Annotated in this window: 11 protein-coding genes; 1 reads left to right on the top strand and 10 read right to left on the bottom strand. The window is 60.3% G+C overall.

The window, feature by feature from the left end:
- Positions 1-2: 2 nt before the first annotated feature.
- The 10 genes from JJN09_RS24330 to JJN09_RS24285 all read right to left on the bottom strand — a co-directional run bounded on the left by JJN09_RS24330 (position 3) and on the right by JJN09_RS24285 (position 12,474).
- Positions 3-2,918, bottom strand: a complete 2,916-nt coding sequence (locus JJN09_RS24330) for a TIGR00180 family glycosyltransferase (RefSeq protein WP_249484112.1) — start codon at positions 2,916-2,918, stop codon at positions 3-5.
- A gap of 55 nt (positions 2,919-2,973) precedes the next feature.
- On the bottom strand, positions 2,974-3,708 hold the full coding sequence (locus tag JJN09_RS24325; protein ID WP_249484111.1) for a cephalosporin hydroxylase family protein: 735 nt from the start codon (positions 3,706-3,708) through the stop codon (positions 2,974-2,976).
- 64 nt (positions 3,709-3,772) lie between these two features.
- Positions 3,773-4,630: an NAD(P)-dependent oxidoreductase gene (locus JJN09_RS24320; protein WP_249484110.1), complete on the bottom strand. Its 858-nt coding sequence runs from the start codon at positions 4,628-4,630 to the stop codon at positions 3,773-3,775.
- The gene (locus tag JJN09_RS24315; protein ID WP_249484109.1) at positions 4,627-5,853 is read right to left on the bottom strand and encodes a class I SAM-dependent methyltransferase; all 1,227 of its coding nucleotides are present in this window, start codon (positions 5,851-5,853) and stop codon (positions 4,627-4,629) included. The genes JJN09_RS24320 and JJN09_RS24315 overlap by 4 nt, the downstream gene beginning before the upstream one ends.
- Complete coding sequence (gene rfbC, locus JJN09_RS24310) at positions 5,850-6,410, bottom strand: dTDP-4-dehydrorhamnose 3,5-epimerase (RefSeq protein ID WP_249484108.1); 561 nt, start codon at positions 6,408-6,410, stop codon at positions 5,850-5,852. Before rfbC ends, JJN09_RS24315 begins: the two co-directional genes overlap by 4 nt.
- A complete protein-coding gene (gene rfbG, locus JJN09_RS24305; RefSeq protein WP_249484107.1) occupies positions 6,407-7,489 on the bottom strand; it encodes a CDP-glucose 4,6-dehydratase in 1,083 nt (360 codons plus the stop codon). The genes rfbC and rfbG overlap by 4 nt, the downstream gene beginning before the upstream one ends.
- Complete coding sequence (rfbF, locus tag JJN09_RS24300) at positions 7,471-8,244, bottom strand: glucose-1-phosphate cytidylyltransferase (protein WP_179692279.1); 774 nt, start codon at positions 8,242-8,244, stop codon at positions 7,471-7,473. The genes rfbG and rfbF overlap by 19 nt, the downstream gene beginning before the upstream one ends.
- Before the next feature lie 262 nt (positions 8,245-8,506).
- The gene (locus JJN09_RS24295) at positions 8,507-9,952 is read right to left on the bottom strand and encodes a calcium-binding protein (protein ID WP_249484106.1); all 1,446 of its coding nucleotides are present in this window, start codon (positions 9,950-9,952) and stop codon (positions 8,507-8,509) included.
- Positions 9,953-10,077: 125 nt separating this feature from the next.
- Positions 10,078-11,316: a M20/M25/M40 family metallo-hydrolase gene (locus tag JJN09_RS24290; protein ID WP_249484105.1), complete on the bottom strand. Its 1,239-nt coding sequence runs from the start codon at positions 11,314-11,316 to the stop codon at positions 10,078-10,080.
- An 84-nt stretch (positions 11,317-11,400) separates the two neighbouring features.
- The gene (locus JJN09_RS24285; RefSeq protein WP_249484104.1) at positions 11,401-12,474 is read right to left on the bottom strand and encodes a diguanylate cyclase; all 1,074 of its coding nucleotides are present in this window, start codon (positions 12,472-12,474) and stop codon (positions 11,401-11,403) included.
- A gap of 171 nt (positions 12,475-12,645) precedes the next feature.
- Here JJN09_RS24285 and JJN09_RS24280 point away from each other — a divergent pair, with 171 nt between their 5' ends.
- Complete coding sequence (locus JJN09_RS24280) at positions 12,646-14,100, top strand: NAD(P)/FAD-dependent oxidoreductase (RefSeq protein ID WP_249484103.1); 1,455 nt, start codon at positions 12,646-12,648, stop codon at positions 14,098-14,100.

Genomic DNA, 14,100 nt, shown 5'->3' with positions numbered 1-14,100 from the left:
GCTCAAGCGAGCAACTGCGCCCAGTTGACCGAGGCATTTTCGCCCAGGGTAAAACCTTTGCCGGTCAGGGTCAGGTTGGCGTTGTAAGCCGGATCTTGCGCGAAGGCGTCGCTCCATTTCTCACGCAGTGCCGCCAGTGCCTCCGGAGACTGTGGCAGCTCGCCGGTGTGCAGCACCTGCACCGACGGCGTCCACACGGTGAGGTAACCGGCCTGCCCGACCTTGAGACACAGATCGACATCGCTGAAACCGGCGGCGAAGTTGGCTTCGTCCAGACCACCCAGCGCGTCGAACAGTTCTTTGCGCACCATCAGGCAAACCTTCGACACCGCCGAGTAGTTCTGCTCGACCCCCAGACGTTGCAAGTAACCCGCAGCATTGTGTTTTTCGCCAATGAAGGCCGAGCCTACGCCGCCATTCAGACCGAGGATCAAACCGGCCTGGGAGACCTTGCCGTCGCGGTCGACCAGTTTCGCGCCGACAACACCGACTTCCGGACGCTGGGCGTGGTTGAGCAACGAATCGATCCAGTTCGGATTGACGACTTCGCTGTCAGTGGCCAGCAGCACCAGATATTCACCCTGCGCCTGCTCGCTGGCGGCGTTATACAACGCGACTTCGTTCAGTGGCTGATCCGCACGCAGCACATTCACTTTGCTGCTGCGTAGCGTGCCCAGCCAGTCGTTGACCTGCGCCGACTGATTCGGATTGGCCGCGATCAACACTTCGTAACGGGTGTAACGGGTTCGCAGCAACACACCTTCGAGGCAGCGACGCAGCGCCACCAGATCATCGCCAGCCGGCAGGATGATCGACACCATCGGCTGTCCGGTATGTCGATAATCGACTTGCCAGCTACCCGGCAATGCCGGGGTGACGTTGGCCTTGTAACCGCGATTGGTCAAATGACGCAGCAGCGCCTGACGCTCGTGAGCCACTTCCTCCTGCGCCGGGACCTGGGTGATCAGCAGCGGCTCGTCGAGATGCGCCAGACCGTCGAGGCCACCCTGCTCGATCAAACGCAACAGCAGGTCGAACTCCAGCGCCTTGCTGAAGTCGGCCTGATAACCACCCGCCTCCAGGAAAACATCACGACGAATCAGCCAATGGCGTGCCATCAACGATGGGTTGCTTTGCAACAGGTCAAGATTGAAGCCTGGGCGGAACACATCGATCAGCGCGCCCTCTTCACTGCGCTGGATTTCATCGGTGGCGACGGCGCGAAGGCCTGTGGCCGACATCAATTCCAGGCCGGCGCGCAACAAGCCACTCGCTGTGAACTCATCGCCCACCTGTGCCAGCAGCAGCCAGTCGCAGGGAGACTGGGCGGCACTCTGGTTGAGTTTGTCGACGAGATTGCCCGGGGTAACGCGGACAAAGTGCAGAGTGTTCTGCGCCGTAGTCGCAGCCTGCGGCTCGCCAGTGGTGAAGACCACGATCTTGAAGGCCTTGCTGTGACCTTCGACCAGGCTGTCGAGGGTCACTTGCAACTTCTCGATGTTGTCGTCCAGATCCAGCAGGAAAATGCCGAACTGTGGCCCGCCGTTGTTCGCCGCCAAATGAGCAGCAATCATCACGCGCTGCTCGGCGTCCGGCTCGCGGCACGCCAGCCAGTCGAGCAAACGGCCGGAGCGCATTTTGTTGAAGACCGGGTAGTGATCGACCTTCGACACCGACTCAAGACGAGCATCCCACTCGGCCAGTTCCTGCGCTTGCGTGTCATCGCCGAGCGCCTGCAGCTGCTCGACCAGACGCTTGACCACTCGACGGTTGAACGCGTTGCTGTCATGGGCCTGCCACAAGCGGTCGAGCACACTTTCCGGGGTATCGTTATTGCGTGCCTGCAACAAGTAATCCTGGCGGGTCCAGACGCCCTCGAGCTGTTCCAGTTGCACACGGCCGGCCGGCATCGCGTGCAACAGAAACTCGAACCCGGCCAGCAAGTCGAAAAAGCGCTGGTTGTAGAACGGCATCTCGACGTATTGCAGAGGCCCGAACTTGCGCTCTGGTTGTTTGGATACGTTGTTCCAGATGGACTGGAAAATCAGCTCGGCCGTCAGTGCGCGACCTGTCACCAGGCTATCGGTCATGGCCGCGAAGCTTTCCAGGGCGAACGCCTTGCGCTGCGCCTGGTCAAGGTCTTTGATGCCCGTCGGCAGGGACGCGAGAAATTCGGCGAAGGCTTCACGCTCGGCCACCGACTTGGCATCGACATACGACAGCGCGTGATAGACCTCGGTGTTGTGGTCGGAGAAACCGACGTTGATTTCGCGCACCACATACGGGATGGGCAGAACGCGCGCCTTGGCATTCGCCAGCAGATAATAGGTGTGGCCGATTTCCTGCCACTCGAAACTGGTGCCCGGTGGCAATGCCGCGTACCAGTCCTTGATGATCGAAGTCCGGCACACGCCGTAGAACGGCGGTACGTACTGATGCATGAAGTCGAGGACTCGATCCTCGGCACGCTCCGACGCATAGTCTTCGCAGATTTTCTTGTCGCGGCGGTAGTAGCTGACACTCCCGGCCAGCGCCAGGTACATCAGGCAATAGCCGTGGCACAAACCATAGTCGCGGTTGGCTTCCAGGAAGCTCACCGACTCGGCCAGCGACTCATGCAGGATAAAGTCGTCATCGGCAGCGAACACCATGTAAGGCGTGGTCAGTTGCTCGACACCGTAGGTCAGCTTGGCCTGCATGCCCCAGTAGGCGAACTGCGGCAGATGCTGATAGTCGACCGATGAGAAATCACCTTCCGGGCGCTCGGGAGAAGAGTCCAGCACCAGGACCTTGCAAGGCAGGCTGCTGTAGTACTGCAGCGCTCGACGCAAAAAAGCCGGGCGGTTGTGGGTGATCAGAACCACCGTCAGCAACTCGCTCAATGGCAGCTTGTTTTCAGAACCGTACTTGCCTTGCATAACTTCTCCCACTACCGGCGAAATCGCCCGAAAAACGCTTTGATGATGGAACTGATTAACGAACCCGACGCAGATAACCGTCCGACGCGACGGTGATCAGCAGCTTGTCTTGCATCTGCTGATCGATCTCGAAATCAGCGTTCTCCTTGAGGTAGGCCCAAACAGCTGTTTTCGGGTTGTCACCCGGCCCCCATGGACGATCCGGGAACGCATCGGCCGGCATGTCTTCAACCACGGTGTCCATGACCACGCAGTAGCTGTCCACCGAAACCAGTGGTGCGTACAGACGCAATTCTTCGAGGACATGCTCGTGGGTATGGTTGGAATCGAGTACTACGATCACTTTCTTGCCAGCAGCAGCCTGACGCACCTGTTCGACCACCGCCGGATCGAGACTGGAACCTTCGATCATGCTGATACGCTTGATCATCGGATGGCTTTCGATGGCCTCACGGTTGTGCGCACGGATATCACGATCGATGCCCAGCACTTCACCGTGACCCTGCAATTCCAGCAGCGAGGCGTAGTAAATGATCGAGCCGCCGTGGGCGATGCCACACTCGATGACCAGGTCCGGCTTGATCCGCCAGATCAATTCCTGCATCGCCATCATGTCTTGCGGCAGCTGAATGATCGGGCGGCCCATCCACGAGAAGTGATAGGTGTACTTGTGCTTGGCCGACTGGTTGTAGAACTCTTGGGCCAGCGCCTTCAAGTCCTTGTCCTGGCCTTGGGCAATCACTTCGGCCTGGCACTCCGCCTCGAAGGCTTTGATTACGTTATCGCTCATTGTCCGGTCTCACTGAAAAGTCATTTGATAGTCACGCTGCCAAAGGCATTCGCGTCGAGGCACATCAGTTGGTTCGCTGTGCCTCCAGCAACTGTTGCAAACGGTCGACCACCGCCCAGAAGGCCATGGGTTCGTGTGTCGGATAGGGGTAATGCCCCAGGTTCAAATCGATCGAAGCGCCGCGCTCACTCAGGCGTTGCTCGACCAGAGTTCTTACTGAAATCGCCTGACCGCTGGCGCAGTTGATCGCGCCGTTGAAGTCGCGTTGATGCAGGATCGCGGCGAGGTGATTCGCCGCTGTCCGGATCGGCAGAAAATCTCGCAACTGCTCGCCCGCCGACATGTTGAACGTCGCATCGCCGGCATCGATCGCCCGGTCCAGTGCCGCCAGCAGACTGTTGGGGTTCTGCCCTTCGCCATGCAGATAGAACAGGCGCGCCCACTGCAAAGTGAACGGATGCTCCTGCTGCAGATTTTGCAAAAACAGGTGCAGCGTGTGCTTGGCCAACCCGTAGGGATTGCTCGGCTGCGGCTCCGTGTTTTCGCTGAGCGGACCACTCTGCATGCCGTATTCGAAGCAGGTGCCGGTCACCAGCACCTGCTTCACACCCGCCTCGACCGCGCCTTTGATGAAGCGGTAGTCGGCCATCAGGTTGTGCTCGAAATGGAACAGCGCCCGATAGTTCGGCAATCCCGGCCACGCCAGATGCGCGAGTGCATCGACGCCCTCGGTCAGAGCGCAGAAATCCAGATCCGCCGCATGAATATCTGCACTTACGAACTCGACGTCATTGATCCACGGCATGCTCGCGGCAGTTTGCACATTGCGCGCGACCGCCCGCACCGCACAGCCACGGGCCAGCAACGCCGCGACCAGATGGCGACCGACGAAGCCGGTGGCTCCGGTGACCAGAACCTTCACAGCACGCTCAACTCAGGCACGGCGATCACGAAGCGGCCGTCCCACTGACGCACTTGAGCCAGTTGCTGGCTGACTTCGTGCAACAGGTTCCATGGCAGCACCAGCACGTAATCCGGTTTCTCGATGTCGATCTGTGCCGGCGCGACAATCGGAATGCGGCTGCCCGGCAGGCACTTGCCTTGCTTGTGCGGGTTGGCATCGGCGACCCAGGCCAGCAAGTCCGGTTTGACCCCGGCGTAGTTGAGCAAGGTGTTGCCTTTGGCGGCAGCGCCGTAGCCGACCACACGTTTGCCGTCGGCCTTGGCCTGCAACAGGAAACGCAGCAGGTCATGCTTGATGCGTTCGGCGGCCGGCGCCAGCGTTGCGTAGTACTCGGTGGTTTTCACCCCGGCATCGAGCTCGGCCTGCAACTGCTGTTGCACGGCAGGCTGAACGTCACGGCGTTCACCGTCCTTGCGCTGCACGAACACCCGCAGCGATCCGCCATGGGTGGTCAACTGACTGACGTCGAACACTTCCAGACCGTTGCGCTCGCACAACGTTTGCACGGCGGTCAGGGACAGGTAGGAATAGTGTTCGTGGTACAGCGTGTCGAACTGCGCGCCGGCCATCAGCGTCAGCAGTTGCGGGAATTCGAAGGTAGCGACACCGGTTGGCTTGAGCAGCGTGGCGAAACCACCGAGGAAGTCATTGATGTCCGGCACGTGGGCCAGCACATTGTTGGCGGCCATCAGGTCGGCGGCCCAGCCTTCGCTTTTCAGCTGCGCGGCGGTGTCGCGACCGAAGAACAGTTCACGGATCTCCAGGCCTTTTTCCCGTGCGGCTTGCGCGGTGCTGCGGGTCGGCTCGACGCCCAGGCACTGGATGCCACGACCGGCCACGTACTGCAGCAGGTAACCGTCGTTGGCGGCGACTTCCACCACGCGGCTGTCAGCGGTCAGACCAAAGCGCTCGACCATCTCGGCCACATAACGCTCGGCGTGGGCCAGCCAGGTGCAGGAGAACGAACTGAAGTAGGCGTACTCGGCGTCGAACAGGCTGTCGGCAGAGGTGTAATCCTCGGTCTGCACCAGCCAGCATTGCTCGCACACGGCGACTTTCAGCGGCACCCACTGTTCGGCCTGCTCCAGCCGATCGGCGTGCACGTAGGCGTTGGACGGTGGCGAGGTGCCGAGGTCGATCAGCGGCAGACTCAGCGGTGCGGCGCACCCACGGCAGTTCATAGACGCACTCCAGCAAAGTGTTGATCGAGCGCGGGATGGCTGGAATCACGCGCTGACAAATTATTGACAGGCAACGGCCAGGCAATCGCCAGCCGTGGATCGTTCACCGACAGACCGCCCTCGTGCTCCGGCGCGTAATCGGCGCTGTGCAGGTAAAGCAGTTCGGCATCTTCGGTGAGGGTCTGGAAACCGTGGGCGAAACCGGCCGGAATCAACAGGCTGCGACCGTCACCGGCCTTCAGGTGCTCGGCGTGCCAGTGCAGGAAGGTTTCGGAATCCGGGCGCAGGTCCACCGCCACGTCCCACACTTCACCGCGCAGGCAGGTGATCAGTTTGGCTTCCGGCGCATTGGCATTCTGGTAATGCAGACCGCGCACGCTGCCTTTTTCCCGAGTGCAGGAATGATTGATCTGGCGGATGTGAAACTCGGCGCCGAACGCCTTCAAACTGCCCTCGCAGAACAGCCGGGCGAAGTGCCCGCGCTGATCTTCGAAGCGCTTGTGCTGGACGCTGAACAACCCGGCCAGCGGTAACGGTTTCAAGGAAAACTCGCTCACAGCGCGCCCCGGTACAGGTTCAGTTGGCCGAGGGTCACGGTGCGCATGTCGTCACCGTTCTGCCACGCCAAATGCCAGTCGAGGGTCTGGGTCAGGCATTGCTGCAGCGACCAGCGCGGTTGCCAGCCCAGCACCTGACGGGCGCGGCTGCTGTCCAGGCGCAGCAGGCCGGCTTCGTGCAGGTCACTCTTTTCGAGGCGCAGGCCACGGGCCTGAGGCCAGCGGTTGGAAAGCAGTTCGACCACTTCACCGACGCTGCACATGTCCGCCTCGCCCGGGCCAAAGTTCCACGCCCCGGCGTATTCCGGGCCTTCTTCGTAGAGCCCGGCGGCCAGTTGCAGGTAGCCGGCCAGCGGCTCCAGCGCGTGCTGCCACGGGCGCACGGCTTGCGGGTAACGCAGGGTCACTGGCTCGTCTGCGGACCAGGCTTTCAGTACATCGGGAATCAGGCGTTCAGGGGCGAAATCACCACCGCCCAAGACATTGCCGGCGCGCGCGGTGGCCAGGGCCAGACCGTGCTCGGCGTACTTGTCGGCCGGGAAGAACGACGCGGCATAAGACTGTGCCAGCAACTCGCAGCACGCCTTGCTGCTGCTGTAAGGGTCGTGCCCACCGAGGGCTTCGTCCTCGCGGTAGGGCCACAGCCATTCCTTGTTGGCGTAGACCTTGTCGGTGGTCACCAGCACACAGGCCCGCACACAACCGACCTGACGAATCGCTTCGAGCAGGTTGAGGGTGCCCATGACGTTGCTGGAATAAGTGCCGAGCGGATCGCGATAACCTTCGCGCACCAGCGGCTGGGCCGCCAGGTGCAGGACGATATCAGGCTCGGTGTCGGCAATGATCTCGAGCAAGGCACCGAGGTCACGCAGATCGCCGCGCTGGTCGTTGATGCCTTCGTGTACTCGTGCCAGTTCGAACAGGCTTGGCTCGGTCGATGGATCGAGGGAAAAACCGCTGACTTGCGCGCCGAGGCTTTGCAGCCACAGGGTCAGCCAGCTGCCCTTGAAACCGGTGTGCCCGGTGACCAGAACCCGCTTGCCGCGCCAGAATTCCGGACTCAGGCCCATTGCTTCCATGGGGCCTCCCCGCTCTGCCACAGCGCTTCGAGATGGTTTTTGTCACGCAGGGTGTCCATCGGCTGCCAGAAACCGTCGTGTTCGAACGCCTTGAGCTGCTCCTCCCGGGCCAGTCGGGCCAATGGCTCGGCTTCCCAAGTGGTTTCATCGCCCGCGATGTACGGCAACACTTTGGGCGACAGTACGAAAAAGCCGCCATTGATCCAGCCACCATCGCCACGGGGTTTTTCGGTGAAGCCGAGGACCTGATCGCCCTGGCGCTCCAGCGCCCCGTAACGACCCGGTGGCTGCACCGCTGTCACGGTCGCCAGACGGCCATGGGCCTTGTGGTAATCGACCAGATGACGAATGTTCAGATCGGAAACGCCGTCGCCATAGGTGAAGCAAAACGCCTCTTCATCCTTGAGGTAGCGGCCGGCACGCAACAGACGGCCACCGGTCATGGTTTCCTCGCCGGTGTCGATGAGGGTGACGCTCCACGGCTCGCTGTAGTTCTGATGCACGTCCATGCGGTTCTCGCGCATGTTGAAGGTGACGTCGGAGGTGTGCAGGAAGTAGTTGGCGAAGAAGTCCTTGATCGCGTAGCCCTTGTAGCCGAGGCAGATCACGAAGTCGTGGATTCCGTGGGCGGAATACTGCTTCATGATGTGCCAGAGAATTGGCTTGCCGCCGATCTCGATCATCGGCTTGGGCTTGAGGTGCGACTCTTCACTGATGCGCGTGCCGAGGCCACCCGCCAAAATTACTGCCTTCATCGTCTCCCCTCTTGTTCGTCACCGGGCTGCGCATAGCTTTCTCGAGCCGTGCGAGCCATCTGGCTCAACCTTTTGCCGTCGCGGGCGCCGATGGGATGACCGCGAGCGCTCGTTTTATGGCGATTTACGGGGGACTTGCAGGAAACGCGCCAGCTCTATGAGCACTGCGTCGTCAGGGACACAGGCATGAAAAAGGGATGAGTCTTTCAATCGACTCATCCCTTTCATGTTGCTACCTCAAACGCCAGACAGGAGTTGCCACTCAACCGAACAGGGCGAAGCCATCGCTGTTCGCCGGCAGATCGATGAGTTGACCGTCAGCAGTCTGGATTTGCTCAACGGTATCGAAACCGGCGAACCAGTCCTTCAGACGTACACCTTCCTGCGGGGCTTGTCCCGGGGCGGAGCCAGATCGGTGCAGATAAAGGTCGTCACCGACGCGATCCGCCAAGAGTTCAGTACTGCGGATAAACGACAGCACCAGCTTGTCGCCGCGGCTGGCGCCGTCATCCTGGATCGTCACCAGCGCCGCCGTGCTGATGGTGTAGATATCGTTACCCTCGCCACCGTTGGCCCAGCCACTGGACTGCAGAACCAGCCTGTCGTCCCCGGCACCTCCAAATAAAGAGAAGCCCGTCCCCGTGCCGGTCAACAAATCATTGCCCTCCCCTCCGTCGGCCATGCCATGAACCACCGTAATGACATCACCACCCGCTTCACCGTAAGCCCGACTTCCATGATCGTCGCCAGCAGTGAAGATGGTGTCGTTACCATTCCCTCCGAACAATGTGTCGGCCTGCGGCCCATTGGTCAGCCCTTCGAGCGAAAAAGGCCCGATCTGCGATACCAGACCACCATAGAGATAATCGTTGCCATCGCCACCGTAGATGACGTCATTGCCCAGTCCACCTTCCAGAAAGTTGACCCCGGCATCACCCGTCAGGCTGTCATTGAAGTGACTGCCGACCACACGCTCGATGTTCCTTAATACATCGCCCTCGGCATCTCCTCCCTGATTGATATTGGTCTGCAGGTTGATGGTAACCGCCGTCGTGCTGGTGATGTACCAGGCACTGTCCTGACCTTCACGACCGTCGATGACATCCGCTCCAACGCCGCCAATGAACACATCAGCCAGTCGCGATCCCAGCAACGAGTCATTGAAGTTACTGCCCTGGAAGATCTCAATGTTGGTATAGGTATCGCCAACCGCATCACCGGTGTTGGCGCCCGAAGTCAGATCGATGGTCACAGCACTGTCCGCGAACTCGTAACTGACAAGATCCTGCCCAGCCGCGCCATCCAGCCCCATGGCATTGGGTCCGCCATAAAAGATGTCATTGAAGTTCGATCCTCGGATCGCCTCGATGCCAGTGTAGGTATCACCAGCGGCGATCCCGGAATGCACGCTGGTCTTCAGATTAATGGTCATCGCCACTTTGCTATCCAGGTAACCCGCCGTGTCATAACCCGTACCACCGATGAACTGATCGGCACCCGCACCGCCGTACAGTGTGTCGTTGCCCGAACCACCTGTGATGATGTTGTCGCTGTCGTTACCCCAGCCGGTGTAGGCACCATTACCTATAAAGGTCAGACGCTCGACATTGGCCGCCAGCACGGTGCCGGCCGGATCCCAGAGGTAGAGGGAACTGATTGGGGGATATTGATGAGATACACCGACGTGAAAGATTTGCGCTGAATCCATAATCGACTCGATGCTTCAGGTCGATGTACAGCGCAAGACACCTCGGTCGGCTCCCTCTCCCTCCGGGAGAGGGCTGGGGTGAGGGAAAAATCTACCTGACACCCCGCCGAATCAACTACATCCGCTCACCGCCCCTTCGCCAACTCCATAATCATCCGCGACAACAGATAAATCCGCGGCGCCACGCTCTCCACTTCCGCGTACTCCTCCGGCGTATGAATATTGCCGCCGACAATCCCGAACCCGTCCAGCGTCGGCGTTCCCACCCCAGCCGACAAACTGGCATCCGCCGCCCCGCCGCTGCCTTCTTCGGTCAGCTTGCGACCAATCTCACCGTAAATCCCCTGGGCCATCGCCATCAAACGATCCGACTCCGCCGTCTGCGGCATCGGCGGTAAACCACGTTGCAGGCTGGTAGTGACGATGATCTCGGGAATCAACTTGTCCTGCGACACCCGCGCCAGATCCTTCTCGATCCGGTCGAACTCTTCCGGCACCGCCGCCCGCACGTCAGCCTTGGCCGTGGCCTGATCCGGGATCACGTTGGTACGGTCGCCGGCCTTGAGCACGGTGAAGTTGATGGTGGTTTTCTTGGCCTCGTCGCCGAGCTTGCCCAATTGCAGAATCTGGTGCGCCGCCTCCATCGCCGCGTTGCGCCCCAGTTCCGGCGCGACGCCAGCGTGAGCAGCCTTGCCCTTGACCTCGACCAGTGCAGTGGCACTGCCCTTGCGCCACACCACTAAACCATCCGCCGGACGACCCGGTTCGAGGTTGAGAGTGACGTCGTGAAGCTTGGCGGTTTTCTTGATCAGGTCAGTGGCGACATCCGAACCGGTTTCTTCGCTGGCATCGAGCAGGAAGGTGATTTGCGCGTAGTCCTTGAAGTCGAGGTTCTTCAGAATTTTCAGCGCATAGATGCCGGCGACGATTCCGCCCTTGTCGTCCATCACCCCCGGCCCGTAGGCGCGGCCGTCCTTGATGTGGAACGGTCGCTCGGCGGCGGAGCCTTCCTTGAATACCGTGTCCATGTGCGCCATCAGCAGGATTTTTGCCTTGCCGGTGCCTTTGAGCGTGGCGAGCACGTGGTTGTTTTTTTCCGGGGTGTTCGGCACCAATTCAATAGTCGCGCCAAGCTTTTTCAGCTCATCAATGGCAATTTCGCTGACTGCTTTGAGGCCTTTTTCATCACCGGAACCGGAGTCGATATTGACCAGCCGTTCGAGCAATTTCAGGGCTTCGGGTTTGTATTGTTCGGCGTCGGCCAGCACCTGTTTGTGCGGTTCGGCGAAGGCGCCAGCGGCTGCGAAAGAGAGGGTCAGGCCGAGACCGGCGGCCAGCAGGGAACGAGGTAAGTTGAACGTCATGAATCAATCCTTGTTTCGTGTCGGGTACTGAACCGTACCTGACATCGCCCCAAGGCTCTATCCCGGATGCGACACCCAATCCGTTCAAACCGAATCGAAAACCTCGCGCCGCGGCTTGTCATCGTTGCAGCAAATCACCCGGTTGCGCCCGCTGGCCTTGGCCTCGTAGAGCGCCTCATCGGCGTCATTCAGCCAGCGCGTCGCATCGCCGTGCGCCGGATCGAGCGCCGCCAGGCCAATGCTCAGGCTGACTTTCAACGCCGGGTTCTGTTCGTACACCAGAAAGGAGAAGCGCTCACGCAAGGCTTCCATCGCCTGCGCCGCGTTGAACAGCGGCAAGTCCGGCAGGATTACGCAAAACTCGTCGCCGCCGTAGCGCCCCGCCACATCCGCCATGCGCAGGTTCTGCTTGAGCATCTTGCTCAACTGACGCAGGACGATATCGCCCGCCACATGGCCGTAGGTGTCGTTGATCGCCTTGAAGTGGTCGATGTCGATCAGCGCAATCGCCGCGCCTTTCTGCTGGCGTTTGCAGCGTTGAAATTCGACTTCCAGTTGATCCTTCCAGGCGCCGTGATTGAGCAGACCGGTGAGGCTGTCGGTGCGGCTCAGGGCCAGCAGTTCACGCTTGTGCACGCCGAGCGTGTAGGCCTGGCGGAAGCAGATCCAGCCCAGCGCCAATGGATACAACATCAACAACGGCAGGCAGGCATAGAGCTGCGCCGGCGAGGTGGCCGGGATGAAGGCCGGCGCGAATACCACCAGTCCGACGCCGACGCCCAGCAACTGCGCCGCCGCCCCGGCCAGCAGAAAACGCAGGCCACCGATGGCGACATTGTTCATCGCCATCATCGAAATGGTCGTGGCACTGGGCAAGGGATTGAAATGCATGGCGGCGACCCAGAAGCCACCGAGGAAAGCGTCGATCAAAAGATTACGGTGTTCGGCGTGGTACGGAACCTTGGCCCGACGGGCCCATTGATAGGCGAGGTGCGGCCAGACCAGGCCGTTGAACAGCATCAGCGCCCAGACCCACACCGGCGGATCGAGCGGGTACATCGCAACGCTCACGCACAAAAGCCCCAGGACCAACCCGAGGGTTCGCGATGTGTAAAGCCTCCTGGCCAGTGAAAGTCCCTTTCCTCCCGTTCTTCCCATAAGGGCCTCGAGTACACCGCAAAAGGATGTGCTCGGAGTCTAACAGGGCGACGTTAAATAGCCATCACCGGCCAGCGGCCGAATACCCCGCCATTTCCGTCACACGGCAGGCAAATGATTGGCTATACATGAAAGGAAGAAAATGGAAAAAAGACTCTAAGAAGGAGGCCCATGCAGACCTATCAAGTGTTGATCATCGGCAGCGGGTTTGGCGGCCAGTGTGCGGCGGTCAATTTGCTCAAGGCCGGCATCGACGATTTTCGCTTGCTGGAGCGGCGGGACTTTTTCGGCGGCACCTGGTGCCAGAACACCTACCCCGGCGCAGCGGTCGATGTGCCGTCGCCGCTGTATTCACTGTCGTTCGCGCCCTACCCCTGGACGCAAATGTTCGCCGAACAGGCCGAACTTCATCATTACACCGAACACGTGATCGAGCGTTTCGGCCTGCGCGAGCGGGTGGAACTGCAAGCCAATGTCGGACGGATCGAATGGGACGAGGCCGAAAAACGCTGGGCCGTACACACCGGCACCAAAGGCACGTTCTATGCGCAGTTCCTCATCAATGCCACCGGGCCACTTAGCCAGCCGGTCGTCCCACATTTCCCCGGTCAGGATCGCTTTCAAGGCAAGACCTTTCATACAAACAATTGGGATCACAGCTACGACTATCGCGGTAAACACGTGGCGATCGTCGGCAGCGGTGCCAGTGCGGCGCAGGTGATTCCGACGATTGCGCCGCAGGTCGAGCATCTGCACGTCTTTCAACGCACGCCGCATTGGGTGCTGCCCCGACCCGACCGCAAATTCGGGCCCTTCCAGCGTTGGCTGCTGGGTCTGAAACCGGCCTACAAATTGTTGCGCTGGATGATCTACTGGCAATTCGAAACCCGGGTCATCGCCTTCAAATATTCAAAACCGGCGATTCACATGGTGCAGCACCAGGCCCTGAAATTCCTCAAACGCCAGGTAACGGATCCCGAACTCCAGCGAAAACTGACGCCGGACTTCACCATCGGCTGCAAACGGGTACTGGTCTCCAGCACTTACTACCCGGCGCTGACCCGGCCTAACGTGACGCTGCACAGCCGCGAGCAAGGCATCGCCAGCCTCGACGAAACCGGCATTGTCACCACGGACGGCCAGCACATCGACGTCGATCTGATCGTGTGGTCGACTGGTTACGACGCCACCGATGGCGTGATTTCCTACCCGGCCAGCGGAAAAAACGCCGTGCAACTGCGCGATGTCTGGGCGCAATACCCGCGCGCCTATCTCGGTACCAGCCTGCCGGACTTTCCCAACCTGTTTATCGTCACCGGGCCGAACACAGGCATCGGTCATACTTCGGCGCTGTTCATCATCGAATCGCAGATGAACTACATCCTCGACTGCATCCGCACCGTGCAGGCCAAAGGTTTGCGCAGCATCGAAGTTCGCCCCGAAGCAGAACGTACCTACACTCAGATGATTCATCGGGAGATGGAGCGCACGGTCTGGAAAACCGGCGGCTGCCACAGTTGGTATCAAAGCAAGAGCGGTCATGTGATCGCGATGTTCCCGGGCTTCAGTTTCAGCTACCACCGGTTGACCCGGGCGCTGAAACCGGCCGACCACATTCTGTCTTGA

The organism is Pseudomonas sp. HS6 (assembly GCF_023375815.1).
Taxonomy (GTDB): Bacteria; Pseudomonadota; Gammaproteobacteria; order Pseudomonadales; family Pseudomonadaceae; genus Aquipseudomonas.
Note: the sequence above shows the minus strand (reverse complement) of the source record. Positions and strands in the feature narration are given on the sequence as shown.